The organism is Paenibacillus sp. NPDC058174 (assembly GCF_042883865.1).
Taxonomy (GTDB): domain Bacteria; phylum Bacillota; class Bacilli; order Paenibacillales; family Paenibacillaceae; genus Pristimantibacillus.
In genome coordinates this window covers 599503-616955 of sequence record NZ_JBHVUY010000004.1, presented here as the reverse complement: position 1 = coordinate 616955, position 17453 = coordinate 599503, and the positions used below count along the sequence as shown (strand labels likewise).

General features: G+C 52.0%; 12 protein-coding genes. 3 read left to right on the top strand and 9 right to left on the bottom strand.

Annotation, left to right across the window (positions count from 1 at the left end; all coding sequences use genetic code 11):
- Positions 1–155 precede the first annotated feature (155 nt).
- Complete coding sequence (locus ACFVVF_RS21880; RefSeq protein WP_387814202.1) at positions 156–1055, bottom strand: helix-turn-helix transcriptional regulator; 900 nt, start codon at positions 1053–1055, stop codon at positions 156–158.
- Between ACFVVF_RS21880 and ACFVVF_RS21875 the strand changes: the two genes are divergently transcribed.
- Positions 1054–1353 carry a hypothetical protein gene (locus ACFVVF_RS21875; protein ID WP_387814200.1) on the top strand — a complete coding sequence of 100 codons (300 nt, stop codon included), beginning with the start codon at positions 1054–1056 and terminating at the stop codon, positions 1351–1353. The genes ACFVVF_RS21880 and ACFVVF_RS21875 overlap by 2 nt on opposite strands.
- 40 nt (positions 1354–1393) lie before the next feature.
- The gene (locus ACFVVF_RS21870) at positions 1394–2308 is read left to right on the top strand and encodes an MBL fold metallo-hydrolase (RefSeq protein WP_387814198.1); all 915 of its coding nucleotides are present in this window, start codon (positions 1394–1396) and stop codon (positions 2306–2308) included.
- Between the two features lie 103 nt (positions 2309–2411).
- Here ACFVVF_RS21870 and ACFVVF_RS21865 read toward each other — a convergent pair whose 3' ends face one another.
- The 8 genes from ACFVVF_RS21865 to ACFVVF_RS21830 all read right to left on the bottom strand — a co-directional run bounded on the left by ACFVVF_RS21865 (position 2412) and on the right by ACFVVF_RS21830 (position 16682).
- On the bottom strand, positions 2412–5171 hold the full coding sequence (locus ACFVVF_RS21865; protein WP_387814196.1) for an alpha-mannosidase: 2760 nt from the start codon (positions 5169–5171) through the stop codon (positions 2412–2414).
- Positions 5172–5202: 31 nt separating this feature from the next.
- Complete coding sequence (locus ACFVVF_RS21860; protein ID WP_387814194.1) at positions 5203–8334, bottom strand: beta-galactosidase; 3132 nt, start codon at positions 8332–8334, stop codon at positions 5203–5205.
- The gene (locus ACFVVF_RS21855; protein WP_387814192.1) at positions 8331–9650 is read right to left on the bottom strand and encodes a glycoside hydrolase family 125 protein; all 1320 of its coding nucleotides are present in this window, start codon (positions 9648–9650) and stop codon (positions 8331–8333) included. The genes ACFVVF_RS21860 and ACFVVF_RS21855 overlap by 4 nt, the downstream gene beginning before the upstream one ends.
- 36 nt (positions 9651–9686) lie before the next feature.
- A complete protein-coding gene (locus ACFVVF_RS21850) occupies positions 9687–10622 on the bottom strand; it encodes a carbohydrate ABC transporter permease (protein ID WP_387814190.1) in 936 nt (311 codons plus the stop codon).
- Positions 10623–10676: 54 nt separating this feature from the next.
- Positions 10677–11615, bottom strand: a complete 939-nt coding sequence (locus tag ACFVVF_RS21845) for an ABC transporter permease (protein WP_387814188.1) — start codon at positions 11613–11615, stop codon at positions 10677–10679.
- Between the two features lie 77 nt (positions 11616–11692).
- Positions 11693–13156 carry an ABC transporter substrate-binding protein gene (locus ACFVVF_RS21840; RefSeq protein ID WP_387814187.1) on the bottom strand — a complete coding sequence of 488 codons (1464 nt, stop codon included), beginning with the start codon at positions 13154–13156 and terminating at the stop codon, positions 11693–11695.
- A gap of 195 nt (positions 13157–13351) precedes the next feature.
- The gene (locus ACFVVF_RS21835; protein WP_387814185.1) at positions 13352–14872 is read right to left on the bottom strand and encodes a response regulator; all 1521 of its coding nucleotides are present in this window, start codon (positions 14870–14872) and stop codon (positions 13352–13354) included.
- Positions 14865–16682 carry a sensor histidine kinase gene (locus ACFVVF_RS21830; protein ID WP_387814183.1) on the bottom strand — a complete coding sequence of 606 codons (1818 nt, stop codon included), beginning with the start codon at positions 16680–16682 and terminating at the stop codon, positions 14865–14867. The genes ACFVVF_RS21835 and ACFVVF_RS21830 overlap by 8 nt, the downstream gene beginning before the upstream one ends.
- Before the next feature lie 234 nt (positions 16683–16916).
- Between ACFVVF_RS21830 and ACFVVF_RS21825 the strand changes: the two genes are divergently transcribed.
- A complete protein-coding gene (locus ACFVVF_RS21825) occupies positions 16917–17141 on the top strand; it encodes a hypothetical protein (protein WP_387814181.1) in 225 nt (74 codons plus the stop codon).
- Positions 17142–17453 lie beyond the last annotated feature (312 nt).

Sequence of the window (17453 nt, the reverse complement as noted above, 5' to 3'; positions counted from 1 at the left end):
AAAGGCTTTCGCAGCAAGCTGCCGGCATTGCCGCCCTTGCCGAAAAGCCTAAGCCTGATCGATATGTATATCCCTATTAATCCGATATGCTTTGAATACTAGCATTCTAGCAAGCTTCACTAGACGTGTCAATTTACTGATCCGGCAATCGCTCGCTAGACATCTTCCGAATAGATTTGCAGCATTTTCCCCAGCGTATCTTTCAGCTCCTGACGCAAGCCAGCCGGCTCGATAATTTCTGCATCCTCGCCAAAGCTGAGCAGCACCCGGATGAGCCATCTGGAATTGTCTGCATCGCGAAGCTGCAGCTTGATCGTCATCGATCCGTCTTCGTGATAGGCTCGTTCCTGGTTGTTGAAATAATCCAGCGCCATGGCAAGCGACTGTTTCGTAAAACGCAGCACAACGTCCACAGGCTCGGCGCCTTCATTATGGAAATAGGGCCTGCGGTCTTCCGGAGCCAGCTCGACTCTGCGCTGGAAGTGCTCCGCCAGCACCTTCATATCCGAAATTCGCGACAGCTTGAATTCTCTGAAATCATTCCGTTCCCTGCAAAAGCCGTACAAATACCACGCTTGCCGTCTGAACTTCAGACTAGCCGGTTCTACGCTGCGCTTCGTCCGCTCGTTTTTCCAGCTGATATAATCGAATTGAATAACCGTCCTTTTCTTAATCGCCTCTCTTAGGTCGCGAAGTAGCTGGTTGTAAGAAGGGTGGCCGCCCATCTCCAGATTGAGCACCGGATCGGCGTTATCCCTTTGTATCGTTTGCAGCTTGCGTACCGTATCCATCGCCTGCTCGTCCTCAAAGACGGTCGACAATCCGCTCAGTACAGTAATAAGCGTTTCCGCGTCAAAAGCATTCAGCAGGCTTTTGTCCATTTTATAGGAGTCGATAATGCCGTAACCGCCGTTCACGCCCTGATAGGATACGACCGGTATGCCTGCCGCACTTATCGCTTCAATATCGCGATAAATCGTTCGCTGCGACACTTCATACTTGTCAGCCAGCGCGGAAGCCGAAATGACTTCATTGTTCAATAACATGTAAATCATGGATATGAGACGTTCTAGCTTCACTCGTGTACTTCATCCTCTACAATTGGCCCTTAGAAGGCCTAATATTGAGGTTATTATACCATTTATTTGCTGCGGGTCAGGCAGAAAGATTCCGCTGTCCGTTCATGCTATAATGGCAACAAAAAAAGAATTGAGGCTGACCCGTGATTGTATTCATTTCCCTGCTCATCTTGGTATTGATGGCAGCCTTCTTGATAATTGTTCTATATCCTCCGCTTGGAAAAAGGCCCTCGGCTCTGCTCCGCAGCCGGTATCAGCGCTATCCGAATTATAATGGCAGCAAGTTCCATAATGAGATTCCCACCTCGAAAAGCATGAAGCCATCCGAAATGGCGAAGGTGATGGCCGATATGGCCAAGGGCGATCCTTTACGAAAGCCAAGTCGTCCATTAGAAACCGTACCGTTCCGTCCGGAGAAAACAGGCGAAGCCCGCGTCGTATGGCTCGGCCATTCGGCAGTATGGGTCGAGCTTGCAGGCAAGACCTTGCTGCTTGATCCGATGTTTGGCCGCTCTCCGTCGCCGTTCCCGATATTCGGCAACGGCCGCTACAGCCGTAAATTGCCGTTTGATATTAGCCAATTGGGCATGATTGATGCCGTCGTCCTCTCGCATGACCATTATGACCATCTTGATTACGGCACGATTCGCAAGCTGAAGGACAGGGTCCGGCGCTTTATCGTGCCAGCGGGCGTGAGCATCCATTTGGAAGCATGGGGCGTACGGCAAGAAGCGATTGAAGAATACGGCTGGGGAGAAACGGCCGAATTTGAAGGCTTGAAGCTCGTCTGCGCGCCAGCCAGACATTTCTCAGGGCGCAATATCATCGGCGAAAATTCCTCTCTATGGTGCTCATGGATTATTGAAGGCGGCGGAGCGAAGCTGTTCTTCAGCGGTGACAGCGGCTACGGTCCTCATTTCCGTGAAATCGGGGAAAAATATGGCCCGTTCGACCTCACCTTGATCGAATGCGGCCAATATGACGAGCGCTGGCGCGACATTCATATGCTGCCCGAGCAATCGGTGCAAGCCCATCTCGACGTTCGGGGGAAACGGATGGTGCCGATTCATTGGGGCGCATTCACGCTCGCCGTCCATGACTGGCATGACCCCATTAACCGGGTCGTACGAGCGGCTGAGCAGCGGGGCATCGAGCTGGCCACTCCGCGAATCGGCGAACCGGTCGCTATGCGCTCCGCGCGCTTCCCTGCCTCCGTCTGGTGGCAATAAAGCGCCGGGCTTGCCGGACTGCAAAGCAAATAAAAAGCATCGATTCCAGGGAGCTGATCCGAGGAACCGATGCTTTTTTTAGCATACCTAATAATAAATCGCCTTAATGTTTAACGGCAATGGTCACAATCTCGCAAGGCCCGACCGGCACTTGCACGTAGGATTGCGACTTGCCATCTGCATGAACAGTCAGACCTTCGCCTGCCTGCTCCAGCACATCACTCTTATACGCCCCTTCAACCGTTGCGTAAGCAGCACCCGCCAGCTTCAGCTCGGCAGAAGCTGCATTCATGTTATACCATCTCGCCATGTAATCGCCGGACTGCTCGCTTACCTTCAGCGAGCTGAACGCCAGGCCGCTTCCTTCCCACTGGAACAAAGCGCCTGCCGGAGCAAGCTTTCCGGAATGAATGCCCGTCTGGCTGACCGTCCAAGGCGCTTGGAACTGGTAAGCCCCCGCATAAGCGCCCGAAGCGGCACCGTCTCCGTTATGCGGCAGAATGACTAAGCTGAATTGCTGCTCGCCCAGACATTGCGCTTCCGGTGTCGGGAATACGCCCCAGTCGCCAAGCTCGGCAACTGCGCGAAGCAGTGTAACGGCGATGGACTGGCGTCCGTCGCGCAGCACCTCGTACTCATTCAGGCCGAGGTTCGCTACCGTCAGACCTGCTCCTCCGTGACTCACGTCAACGAATGCCTGCTGATGCTGAGCGTTGCTTGGATTGCTCCACTCCGGCGCCGGCTCGTTGTCGCGGCGGACAACCTCGAAGATCGAATCCGCATGGTGGTATGCTGAAGCGAGATCCGTCGGGAACAATACGCGAACCCGGTGATCCTTCGCCTGGTTGTTGAAGGAAGACTTCCACTCGAGTCCTTTGCCTTCACGGGTCAATGCAATCTCAGTGCGGATGACAAGCGGAACCGTCGTCTCCGTACGCTGCGATTTGCGGTCCGGGAAATAGACCGCTTCTTGTTTCTCTACTTCGAAATTAGGCTCAGCGGAAGCCGGAATCGCCCATTCATGAATGATCTCGAAGGAAGCGCGGTATGGCGTATCCTCCACCAGTCGAATGCGTGCCGGCAATCCCTTCGTCGTCAATGCCTGCTCGCCGTTCGGCTGCTTGTACATATATTCGTTGCCGATATCGCCGGTATTCTCGTATACGCCAAGATCGGTGTAGACCTGACCATTGCGCTTATCGGTCAATTGGAACGACCCGTCGCTATTGATGTCGACCCGAAGCCATTCATTTTCCAGCGCATTCTGGCCAGATGCCAGTGATACGGAGGCCTGCTCTGCTGCTGTTGCAGCTACAGCAGCTTTGCGGACATAACCGTAAGCAGCCAGACCAAGCGCTGCAACGTCCTTTGCTTCGAACGTAAGACGTACTCTGCGAGCCATATAAGGCTGACGGAACTTGTCGTCCGGCAGCTCATAGCCGAAGTGAAGTCCCATATCGGTCATGCTGTGAGCAACTGCGCCGCCGTTATGGTCAACAAGCTCCCGGCCCGTCACATCAACGGCGTACATCATCTGATTCATCGTCTCCAGCAAGTGGCCGTCACGGAAATAGATGCGCTCGATATCGAGCTCAATGCTCACGACGCCGCTGCGGCTCCAGCCCGTCGTATTGTAGACGACGAACGGAACAGCCGCCTCACCGTATTGCTGGAATACGGAAGTATCGACAGCATCAGCGACAACTTGCTTGCTCTCGTCGATGATCGCTTTCGCTACATGGCGGCTCTTATCAAAGCGGGTCACCATCTCGCGGTGAACCTCGTCGACGCTGCAGCCGCAAATGCTGTCATGCGGATGGTTCTGCATCAGCGTCTTCCAAGCATACGTAAACAAATGATGCGGATATTCATGGCCGAGCGAGTAAGCAAATGCAGCGAGCGGCTCTGCTACGCGCTCCAGCATCGCTTGTCCCAGCTGATTCATTTGCTTCAAGTACACCCGTGCGGATGCCGTATTCACGAGCGTTGACCAGCCGTCCGTACGCTGACTGCGAAGCTCGCCCTTCACGACGGACAGCTCGCGGGTCATCGATGCGTTCACGGAAGCCAAGTAGTCCTCGAAGTTGGAATGAACAAACTCCGTGTCCGGGTATAGCTTCCGCGCCATCTCCAGCGCAGCGGGCAAATCCCGTTGGATCGGCTGGTGGTCGCAGCCGTTCATGAACAACAATTGCCCCGTAGCGGCATATTTCTCCGCATCGGCAAGCTTGCGCTCCCAATATTCCTTGGCGCTTGCTTCGTCCGCCGGCACTTCATTGCCGTTGGAATACCAGTTCGCGAAAAGGATGCCGAGTACACGGGAACCGTCCGGCCCTTCCCAGATCAGCTCCGAGAACGAGGATTCGTATTCCGAATCCGCTACTGTATTATTGAAGCCTGTCGGCTTCACGCCTCTTCCGAACACAGCGTTGTCAATGCCTGCTTGGCGCATCAGCTGCGGCGCTTGACCAATATTGCCGAACGTATCCGGGAAATAGCCGACTTTGGCAATCGTACCATAGCGGCTTGCATCCTGATGTCCAATCTGCAGGTTGCGGACATTCGCTTCACTGCTCGTCAGGAAGGCATCCTGCAGGATGTACCAAGGGCCGATTACGATTCGGCCTTCTTTAATATACCGCTCCAGCCGTTCCCGGTTATCCGGGCGAACCTGCAAATAATCTTCCAAAATAATCGTTTGTCCGTCCAAATAAAAGCTTTTGAATTCCGGATCAGTCTCCAGCGTATGAAGCAGCGTATCCACTAATTTGACGAGCAGTACATGATGCTTCTCGTATGGCAAATACCATTCCCGGTCCCAATGGGTATGCGAGATGATATGAGCAGTCCGTTTGTAGGTCATCGTTCAGACCCCTTTCTATACTCATTAATTCTTAGCTGTTAAGCGAGGTCACCGTAATACTAGACTCGTGAGGCCGATAGACAGAAAGCAGCCGGCCTTGGGGATCCGTTGCAAACAATACCGATCTTTCTTTCGGAAGCTCGAAAGCATACCCGGAGCCGGTAACAGGATCCTTCACTTCAATGTCTGCATGGCGCCCAAATTCCGAAACGAAGATGAACAGCGAGCCGTTCTGGAACTGAAGCTTGCGCCCGTATACGCCAGGCAAGTCGCCGCCTTTGATCCATTGCAGCTCCTGTGAACAGCCCGAGGAGGCTAAAGCATACTTATATAGTGCTGTAAGTGTCTCCGTACGATCGTTCAGCTCTACCGGCAGCGGGCACCAGATAATGCGTCCTTGGCCAAGCGGCAATTCTCTCAAATTGTCTGCATCTGTATCGGTCTCGCCTTTACGGGATTCCTTCCACACTTGCGCAATCCGGCGGCTGCCGTAAGAAACCGGCCATACCCGGTCGCCGATACGAAGCTGCTCCTCGCGCACGACGTTCTTAAGCTCTCTTTCTCCGAACAGCTCCGAATGACGGTCAATTGGCCGCCAATACGCATCCAGACTGGTTGGTCCCGTCAGCAGCAATGTCGCTCCCGACTTCTCGATGCAGCCGAGCAGCTGTTCGAACTGCGCGTCATCCAGGTTATGGGCACTTGGCAAAATGACCAGCTTGGCAGGATTCGCTTCCAGCTCATGCAAGTGGTATTCCGATATGCCGCGGAACGGCTTGTTCAGCTCATAAGCAAGTACTCTTGTCGCTTTCGTCGTTGCATCAAAGGCCAGCTTGCGGTTAGAGAAGTCATTGGAGTACGGGAATACGACTGCCGTATCCTCCAGCTCCCGGCCAGTGAATAAATCCCGGATTTCTGCCATGAACCGGCCGAAATCATAGGATACATCGGCCTCCGGCTTCTCCGTGCCGTCCGCGCGAACCGCTCCGATATGAGATTCATTAGCATTGTCCATATAGAAGTTGGTGTTCCAGATCCACTGCACAGCGCCTGCGCCGCCAGTCGAGAATGCATACGCATATTTGCGCTCTAGTATGTTCCGCAGCTCAGCCTCGGAGCGCTTCGCCCGGCCTTCCGGCGTCTCTACGTACATAATGCCGGTCTCCTGCACAAGGTTCGGCTTGTCCGCTGTCTTCGCAAAAATGCCGTCCCAGACGAGATAATCGTTCAGCCACCAGGAATGAACGGTCGTGTAATCAACCGCCTCGCCATAGAAGAATGGAGAAGGCCGCTGCGCGCCAAGCGCCTCGTCCTGACCGACCGTTACCATATGGTCCGGGCATTCCTCTTTGATAGCATCATACAATTCCTTAGCCCAGCGGTTGTGCATATCCATGGAGAACAGGACGTAATCCAGCCAGCGCGTCCCTTTCTTGCCTTGGTGCATATCCTGAACGTCGAAGTTGATTTCTTCCGGCTCTGGCGGTACCGCCGACTCGAAATCCGGCAATTGCTCCGGCGTCATGTTCCATACTTTCTGAAGCCTTGTGATGGAGCCATGACGCTCCTTCAGCCATGCCGCATAGGCAGCCTGCTCGAATGAATCACGCGCCGATCTTGGACCGTCCGAGAAAATCCGCGGCGGATCAAACATCGAAGGCTCGTTGATCAAATCCCAGTCGACATGCTTCGATTGACTGTGACGGGAGATGATCGACCGGATGAACCGCTTCTGAGCTTCCACGCTCCGCGGGTCCAGATACGGATTTTTCCCTTCCCAGGTTTCCGGGGTGAAGGAGAAGAACGTGAAGGTCACCTGCAGATCATGACGCTTTGCGGTTAAAAGGAAGGCATCGATTGCGCGAAGCGCTTCCTCGGAAGCATGTCCGTCTACCTGCATCACATTGCGGTAGGCGGTCCATATGCCGGTACGAATCCAGTTGATGCCGGCCTTTCGCATTTGCACCATATCGCGTTCCCAGACCGAAGCATTCGGCAGGAATAGAAACTTCCGCGCCACATCTGAGGTCATATAGGTCATGCCGACAACCGGCATCGGGCGGCCGTCCTTGATGAAGTAATCACGTTCGCAAGTAACGGGGCTGCCTGAGGCAAGCAGCTCGCGATCCATGCCCCAGAAGCCTTGACGAAGCACGCGCCGCTCACCCGTCGATGACTCGGCAATACACTCGACACTGTAATAGCCGCTCTCAAGCGTAAGCGGAACAGGCAAGCGAAGAATTAGCTGCTTGCTTGTCGCTTCCTCTTGCAGACGGTTCGACCAACGCTGCTCCGAATTGTTCTCATGCTCGACAGAGACAATAAAACTCCAGCTTGCAGAAGCTTTATCTGCACTGTAATGACAGCTAAGCTGCTGCATTTGCAGCGTCAGCATCGCCCGTTCACCCGGCTCGTAGGAAGCATAATTTGGCTTCAGCCACAGCTCTGTTACGCCTGCGCTGCAATAAGCCGCCCAGCGAAGCAGCTCTTGAACGCCGCCGCCTTGCCAGAAGGCTTCGGTCAACGGCTGGTTAACGAACAGCCAACGGGCACCGGCGAAGGCACCCTTCGTGTTCTCCCACAATAGTACAGGGGCGGCAACTTCTCTTCCTTGGGAAGAAACGCCCTTAAGCAGCGGATACAAATGAGCATCCATCGGACCTGCCGACCCCATTTGATGCGGCAAGTCACTGCTTTTGGATACATGAGGCACCAGATTCCACGTAGGCGAAGCTTCAAACAGCGATTCCTTGCCCGCTAGCAGCGGAATATCCGCCATAGCCGACAGCGTGCGGATTGGAGCGGCATCTACCGGCAGGGCTTCATGAATTTGCAGCTCGCGGTGATAAGCTGTCTGCGCAGGTTCCGCCTCCCACACCCCAGCTTCATTACGCGATACTGGAATTTGAAACGGCGCTCCGCCAACGCTGATCAGACCGCCGCCGCGCCGCAGGTAGGAGATAATATCACTCCAGGCTGCCTTCGGGAAGTAAGGCGCGTGCAGATTAATAAAGCTGCCGCCGCCATCCGCAGCGAGCGCTTCGCCTAGACCGTTAGCGTCAACGGCAAGCAAGCTCCCCGCAAGGAGCTGCTCTGCTGCCGAATCGGGGCGGGATGCCGCCGGGAATGAGGGATCGTAGAAAATGATGGCGTTATGGCTCATAGCAGCTCGTCCTTCATCGCCTGATACACAAGCTGCGAGAACAGGCTGTTCGACCAAGCAAACCATTTGCGAGTGAACTGAGTTGGATCATCCGAATGGAAGCCTTCATGCATATAGCCGGTATCTGCATCGGTTGCCTCCAGCATATCGATCAAAGCGAGCTTCTCTTCGCTGCTCGTTGCCGTAATGCCTTGCATCGAGAGCGCCATATGCCAGATATAGCCTGGAGGCGTATGCGGGCTGCCGATTCCTTTGGCCGCTTTCCCCTCGTAATAGAACGGATTCTCCTTGCTGAGCGCGAATCTTCTTGTGTTCTGGTAGATCGGATCGTCTGCATTCGTATATCCCAAGTAAGGGATAGAGATCAAACCCGGCGTACCGGCGTCGTCCATCAGGCAGTAGTTGCCGAAGCCGTCTGTCTCATAAGCATAGATCGGGCCAAACTCCGGATGACGGTAAATACCGTACAGCTGAATGCCATGATCCACGTCTTCCTCCAGCTTTTTCAGCTCCTTCACCAGATCCATATCACGGAATACCCATTCCGCAATATCTCTCATTTGGCGAAGCGCGACGACAGCAAACATATTATCCGGAATGTTGTAGTGGAAATCGCAGGCATCGTCGCTGGAGCGGAAGCCCGACCAGATCATGCCGGTATAATTGACAGGCATGCCAAGTCCGCTATTGCGCAGCGAATCGGTCGGAATGCCGTTATCCCGAACGAAACGGTACGGCGACAGCTCGAAGTGGCGCTGCTCTGTTTTCCACAGCGAGACGATCGTGCGCATCGCGGCCTTGAAGCCGGAATCGAAAATATCCGTCAGCTCGGTTTCTTTCCAGTAAGCATGGGCAAGACGCATCGAGAAGCAGATCGAATCGAGCTCGAACTTGCGCTCCCATACCCATGGGGACATATCCGTCTCATCCGTCGTATTCCAGTGCCAGTCATTGTCCGTCTCGTTGAACGCGTTGGCATACGGATCGATCTGAATGTATGCGATATGGCGCTTAATCAAACCGCTCAATATACGCTGAAGCTCTTTGTCTTGCTTCGCTAGCGGTACATAATGAATAACCTGCTCAACGGAGTCGCGCAGCCACATCGCCGGAATATCGCCGGTAATGACGAAGGTCGTGCCGTCCTCCATCAGCTTCGTAGTCGTCTCAAGCGTGTTCGGAAAACAGTTCTTGAACAGCTGCAGCAGCTTCGGACGATGCGCCAGCTTCTGCTCCGCTTCCTCCAGAACGTCTTGTACGGCCTTTGGCAGTGTGAGCTTCGGCATCGGGATTTTCGGTAGTCTAAATTGCTCCATAGTAGTTAGATGCTCCTTTGCAGACAGATGAGTAAACTATTCCTTAACGGCGCCAACCGTCAAGCCTTGAATGAAATAACGCTGGAAGAACGGATAAGCGAATACGATTGGACCTGTTGCCAGCACAACCATCGCCATACGCGATGTATCCTGAGGCATCGATTGCAGTACGCCTACGCTAAGCGACGTATTTTGCGCGTTCTGCATAATGAACTGCATATTATTTTCAATCCGCATCAGCATGGACTGCAGCGGCACTAAATTCGGCGTATTAATGTACAGGAGTGCATTAAACCAGTCATTCCAATAGCCCAGCGTGCTGAACAAAGCGATTGTGGCCAGACCCGGCAGCGCCAAAGGCAGCACCAGCTTGAAGAAGATGCCGAACTCCCCTGCACCATCAATTCTGCCCGATTCGATAATCGCGTCCGGCACCATCGTCGAGAAAAACGTGCGCAAAATCATAATATAGAAGGCGTTGACCGCCAGCGGCAAAATAAGTGCCCAGATCGAATCCTTCAACCCTAGCAATTGCGTAACGATAATGTAGGTCGGCACCAGGCCGCCGTTGAACAGCATGGTGAAAAATGCGAAGAATGCAAAGAAATTGCGGTATTTAAAGTCACGGCGCGATATCGCGTAAGCGAAAAGCGCAGTAGCCACGACACCGATGACCGTGCCGATCACCGTTACAGCAATCGTTACACCATAGGAGCGAAGCAATTGGTCGCCTGCTTTGAATAAATAGCTGTAAGCCTCTACGCTCCACTTTTCCGGAAACAGGCTGTAGCCGTTTCTAGCGAGCGTATTCTCGTCCGTAAAGGAAATAACCATAACGAATATGAAAGGAAAGACGCACATGAGAGCAAAAATACCGGCCATGGCATGAAAAATAACGCTCCATACCGGGCTTAGCTTATGAAAATCACGGCCTTTCGCCGATTGAGATTGAATTTGAGTTTGAGCGGACACAGCGGTTTTCCTCCCCTCGCAATGCTTAACTGTTCAACTGGATAGCCGGAAGGACTAGAACAAAGCATTGTCTTTGTTGAATTTGCGGACAATTCCGTTCGAAGTAATGACGAGAATGAAGCCGATAAGCGACTGATACAGGCCTGCAGCCGTACTCATCCCGATCTCGCCTGTCGATTTCAGACCGCGGTACACATACGTATCGATAACGTTCGTCACGCTGTACAGCGTTCCCGAATCCCTTGGCACTTGATAGAACAATCCAAAGTCCGCGTAAAAGATTTTGCCGATCGCAAGCAGCGTCAATATCGTCATCAGCGGCGTCAGCATCGGAATCGTAATGTTGCGGATTTGCTGCCATTTATTTGCGCCGTCAATCATTGCAGCTTCATACAGCGATTTATCAATGCCCATAATGGCCGCCAAGTAAATAACGCTGTTATAGCCGACCGATTTCCACAAGAAGACGACGACGATAATAATCGGCCAATAGGTGGGGTCGGAATACCAGCTCACGGGATCAAGGCCGAATGATCCGGCAATCCGGTTCACGACGCCCCGGTCCACGCTCAGGAAGCTGAATACGAAATAGCCAACGATGACCCAGGACAGGAAGTAAGGCAGGAACATGCCTGTCTGATAAATTTTCGCCAGCTTCTTATTCGTAATTTCCGCCAGAACAATCGCCATCGCAACGGCAATAATAAGTCCCAGCACGATAAAGAAGATATTGTACACGACCGTATTGCGCGTAATGATATAAGCGTCATTCGTGCTGAACAAAAACTTGAAGTTTTGCAGGCCTACCCATTTGCTCTCAATAATGCTGGCCAGAAACCCGTCCCGGCTGTAGCGGTATTCCTTAAATGCGATAACCATGCCGGCCATCGGCAAATAGGAGAATAAGATAAACCAGAGCGTCGCCGGCAGTACCATAACCAGCATCGCTTTATTTTTATTGATGTCTTTGAAAAAACGCCCAAAGGCTCCCATGTGATCACCTCTCTGCTGTTAAATGAATGAGAGAAGGTATGAATCGATAGACTGCCGACCCATACCTTCCCGCTAAATTACTTGTTGGCAGCTCTCCACTCGTCAAGCTGGCGCTGCGCCTCAGCCGTCACTTTATCCAGTCCGGCTGCCTTGAATTTCTCGATAGCGCGCGGCAGGTACACATCAGGGTCAACCGTACCTGTCATTAATGCCGCCCAGAACTCTTGCTTCACGTTGTTGACGGCTGCAATTTCCGTCGCAACCTTCGACGTATCGAAGTTGAAGCCAAGCAGCGGAGCTTTCGTGCCCGCATCGTTAAACTTCTTGAACTCCTCCCACTTGTTCGCAGGGTCAGTCGGATTCAAGTAAGTGAGCATAACGTTGCCGAACGAGAATGTCGGCATGTCATAGTTTTTGGACTCATCCAGATTTTCCATCACATTGTCGCTTACTTTCTTGTAGTGAACGCCTTCGATACCGGAATCAATCATGTTGCGAAGAACAGGATCGGTATTCAACAGGTTCAAGAACTGCATCGCTTTCTCCGGGTATTTCGTATTAGCGGAGATAGCCTGCATCGAGCCCATTACGGACCAGTTGTAGATCAAAGCGTCGCTGGCCGGTGTGGATACGACCGGATAGCCGTAGCTTGCGGACCACAGATTGTCTGCGAACGGCTGCGAAGTTGCACGGTCTGCAAACCATTTGCCCGTCGCTTGCAGATCTGTCAGCGAATCCAGCGTTGCTGCTTCCGTAGGGATGTAGCCGGCTTTATAGTATTTGTGCATCGTTTTCAAAATTTGCTTCATCTCAGGCGTTTCCAGTACGTTCACGATTTTGAAATCGGTCGTGTTAACCGGTACGGCCATCGGAAGCTTCTCAATGACGTAATCATAAGGAATGTAAGGCATTTGATTCTTATCTACGGCAAGCGGATAAATGCCCGGCTCGCTAGCCTTAATTTTTTGGAGCAGCGGCTCCAGACTTTCTAGCGAGTACACATTGGCAATATCCAAGTTGTACTTGTCGAGCATATTTTTGTTGAAGCGCCATACTTCTTGAGCAGGAAGCTCCTTGTTGGCAGGAATGCCGTAGTTGTGACCATCAACCTTGGAGCCTTCCAGGAACGCCGGGTCAAGAACATCTATGATGCCTTGGCCGTATTCCTTAAGCAGATCATCAATCTGCAGGAATGCCCCTTTTCTAGCGTTCTGAACGTAATCGAATGCCCATGAAGCTGTGAACATAATGTCTACCGCTTCACCGGAAGCAGTCATCACTTGCAGCTTCTGTGCGTAGTCGCCCCAGTCTACCATGCTCATTTTGATGGTAACGCCGATTTTTTCCGCCGTATATTTGCTTACTTCAGCCATAACTTTATCTACATCTTTCTGCGGCGTGCCAATCGTGTACCATAGCAGCTCAACCGGCTTTTCCGGCGTGCCTTCCACTTTGTCCTTGCCCCCGCAAGCGCTTAACACAATCGACATGACCATCAGCAGCGCAAGCGCCGGTATGAAGCCTTTTTTCTTTCTGCTCATCGTAATCCTCCCGTGTGTATCGTAATGCGAATCATCATGATGCAGCCCTCGAGAAAGCGGTTAACTGCCCGCCCCCATTTCAAGAATCCGTTTTCAAAGGCTAATATAAAAGTACCGGATGAAAAGGGTTTCAAAAAGACAACAAAGTAAAGATATGATGTACAAATTAAAGAAAAAACTGCTCCAATCTTTAAATTAGAGCAGTCCTTTGTAATCCGTTGGGGAGATGCCGACGTATTTCTTAAATTGTTTGTAGAAATAGCCAGTCTCCCAATATCCCACTCGAATGGCAATTTCCTGTACTTTCAATGGGGTGTCCTTCAGCATTTCCTTCGCCTTGTCGATGCGGTATTTGTTGATATATTCCGTAAACGTCTCGTTCGTTTCCTTCTGGAACAGATGGCCGAGGTAGACGGGATGGATGTTGTACTGCTGGCTGAGTGTTTTCAGCGACAGCGGCTGCGCATAATTGTCATGCACATTGGCAAGAAGCTGCTGGATAATCGGACTCTTTACGTCCCTGTTGAGCGAATCCACTGTCAGCGTTGCTGCTTCCTTCACGGCAGCGGCGAGCTCCTCGATTTTGTCAGCCTGCATAATTTGCACGAAACCGGCCTTGTACAGCTCCGGCTGATCGGTGCGCTTAATTTCCTTCAGCTCCATCTTGAAGCGGATCATCATCTCAATTGCCATGCTTTGAATATAAGCTGGGGTTACGCCGTCGATCAGCTGAATCTGCTCGAATTCTGCATCAATCGCCTCATGCAGCTGCCCCAGCTCCTTGGCCTTGATCAGCTTGGAGAATGGCGACCAGTCCAGAGCAACCGCCGCTTGGCTTCTATTGCCGCTTCGCTCGGACAGCGATTCATAATCCAGCACGACCGGTTCGTCATGCAGCATAAAATACTCCTGCGCTTCCTTCGCTTGCGCGTAGCTGGCCGGTGCTCCGTCCTCTGTCTGCTCCACACTGCCGAGCGATATGCGCACCAGGTTTGATGACATTCTGCTCTGCAGGCTGTTCAGGACATCCAGCGCTTTCGCCTTGCCCTGCTCCCGATCCGAGAACAGGAAGATAATGACCTGATCCCCGTCAATATCAACGAAAGGCAGGATCGACTTGTCCTCGTCAGCCAGCTGCTGCACCGTGTCATAAAAAGGCTTGCTCGGGCTGTCTGTACGGAGCACTGCAACGGCAAGATACGGGGCATCCAGCCGAATGTTCAGCATTTCCGTCCGTTCGTTCAGCTCATATGACGCAATTCGGCGAGTCAGCCAGCGATACAATATATTATCTCTAAGAATGCCAATATCGTATTCACTAAACATCCGGTCCGGCCGGCTCTGATCCAGCTTGTTAATCGTATTCGCAAGCGTCTCCTGCAGCTCTTCAATATTGATTGGCTTGAGCAAATAGTTCTCTACACCAAGCTTGAGCCCGGACTTGATATAGTCAAACTCATTGTAGCCGCTTAATATAATGACCTTCAGCTCCGGATGAAACTGCCGGGCTTCGCGTATTAAAGATAACCCGTCCATGACCGGCATGGAGATATCCGTGAGTAAAATATCGACGGACAGCCCTTTAAGCGCTTCCAGCGCATCCCGGCCATTTTCCGCAGAGCCGACGATTTCCAGTCCGTAAGCCGGCCAATCGATAATATCGTACAGCCCTTCGATAATGAATGGCTCATCATCCACTAAGAATACTCTATACATGCTGTCCCTCCTGTTGTCCGGGAAACTCGATGCTCACCTTCGTACCTTCGCCCGGCACACTTGTCATTTCAAGTCCGTATTCATTGCCGTACAGCAGCTTTAACCGTTCATGGACGCTTCGCAGTCCGAAGGATTCTCCGGTCTCTTCAATAGCATCCAGTGAATGGCGGATTTGCGCCAGCCGCCCAGGCTCGATCCCGCTGCCGTTGTCCTCCATTTCGATGCGGATCCGGCCTTCCTGTTCCGATACGCGAATTTCGATCCGGTTATCAGCTCGATGGGGCTGCAGGCCATGTACGACATAGTTTTCGATGATCGGCTGCAGAGCCATCCTCATAATCCTTTTTCGCCCAAGACTCTCCTCGCATTGGATGTCATAGGACAGCTTGTCTTTGTAGCGGATGCGGAACAGCTCCAGGTAAAGCCGGGAAGTCTCAAGCTCTTCCTTAATTGTGCTCTCCCCTTTGGGCTGTACGAAACTTTTGAAGAGGACAGACAGGCTGTAGATCATGTCGCCGACATCCTTCGCCCCTTGCGAAATAGCCCGCATGCGAATGACTTCAAGCGTATTGTACAGAAAATGCGGATTAATCCGCGCTTGCAGCGCCGCCAGCTCCGTATGCTTCTGTTTAATCTCCGCGACGTAGACGCGATCAATGTGGCGGGCAAGCTCTTCAAGCATATCGTTGAAGCTGCGGGAGATTTGTCCCAGCTCGTCCTCCTTCTCATCATGGATACGAGCCGACAAATCGCCGCTCTCCACCTTGCGCATGAAGCGGATAATTTTATTCGTACGTTTCGCATAGTTGATGACGACAAGCACCGGAACAAGCAGCACTATTGCGATACAGATAGCGCTTATGAGAATAATGGTCTGCTTGAGTCCCTGGTAGGACGAAGCTATCTCTGCTTTGGGAGCAACTCCGACGACCATATAGCCGGCCTGATTTTGCGACAGCGTCGTAACTAGAGACTCCTGCTCCAGCATCGCTGTGTCATTAAGCGGATCGATTCGGTCCGCATAAGGATAACGGCTGCCGTAGTAACGATTGGACGAGTCGAACAGCACCTCGCCGGCTGGTCCCAGCACAAGAATATAGCCCTTTAGCTGCTCCCTATAGCTTTCGAGCGCTTGAGCAATGCCGTCCGAATTAAAATAGACGAGCATTTGGCCGAGATTTTTCAGCGTGTTTTTATCCGTAATCGGAACGCGCATCGCGTACAGCTTCGGATCATGCTGATCGATTGCTTGACGGACCCATTCGTTGGGCACGGACATTGCACTGTTCTCGAGCGCCATGGCATCAGGAATATAGGAACGTGAAGCATTTGTTGAAATTAATTTGTTCACATGATCCTTTTTATAAACAAATAAGAATTGCTTTTCCGAGCTGTACAGCAGCAGATTCTCGATGTCGATGTCATTTTCCAGCTTATTGTTGAAATAATCGAGCCCCTTCGGCACATCAACATCCGCTCCGCTTGCATATTGGTCGAGCTGATACTTCACATAATCCTCAAATGGATGCTGCAGAAAATAAGAAAGATGCATCGACAGCGCTTCATTCCGGTACACATCGCGCATAATGGCTTGCACCGAATCGTATTTGCGGGTCATATAGCTATTGACGCTCTCCATCGCCTTTTTCTGATTTTCGAGATCATTGCCAATGATCGACTGCGTCATCACATTGAACATAAAGTAGGAAAAAGTCACGATTGTTGCCGTCGTAATGAGCGCGAACAGCAGAATCATTTTCATGAACAGATTGTTTTTAAGATAGCTGTCGTATAAGCCTCTGCCTTTCAAAACAGACTCCTTTCCCGTGCATGCATATAGGTCTCATCACGATGTTCGTTACAACGTCTAATCATACTGCACGGCTATTTGCGGATACAAGAAGAATTCCTTCATCAACTAGGCTTCCCCTATGGAGAGGCGATTTACCTTGCTGCGAGAAGGAAAATGACATGGGCTTGAATGCTGGCGAGGAAGGGGCGTATAATGTGGGGGTGAGGAAGAAGTGAAGGGAGAGATGATCGTATGACGCTGGGTAAAATGCTTCGCAATGTTTCTGTCGGTCTAATTTTCGGCATCATCGCAATCGGACTCCTGCCGTTTTTAGTCATTTTCAACTGGGTGGAAATGATCAATGTGGCCGAAATCGAAGCCTCGCCGCTGTTCTTAATTATCGGACGGTTCGTCGGCACTGTTGCCCGCAAAGACAGGAAGAGTGAGCCGGATCAGTCGCAGCAGATCGACTCGTAGTTATTTGTACTCATTATGGCTCAGAAGCGCTTAGCTGCTTCTGGGCCTTTCTTTTTTTGTGTGGGGGCAGGGCCGTATCGTTTGACCGCAGACGTGTGACTTCAACTCTTATCGTGATGGGATCACGCATTAGGAGATGTGTGCGCTGCGGAATGGCTGGAAGAGGTGCGGCAGTAGTGACGAATACGCTAATACGCCTCATTAGCGCAGCTGGGGATGCCCTATAATTGCATTGCAGAGCCAAGCACAAGGTAAAGCACATGCGTACAGGACTGTTTCTTACTTAGTTAAATCCTCTTTTCACCTCCGCAA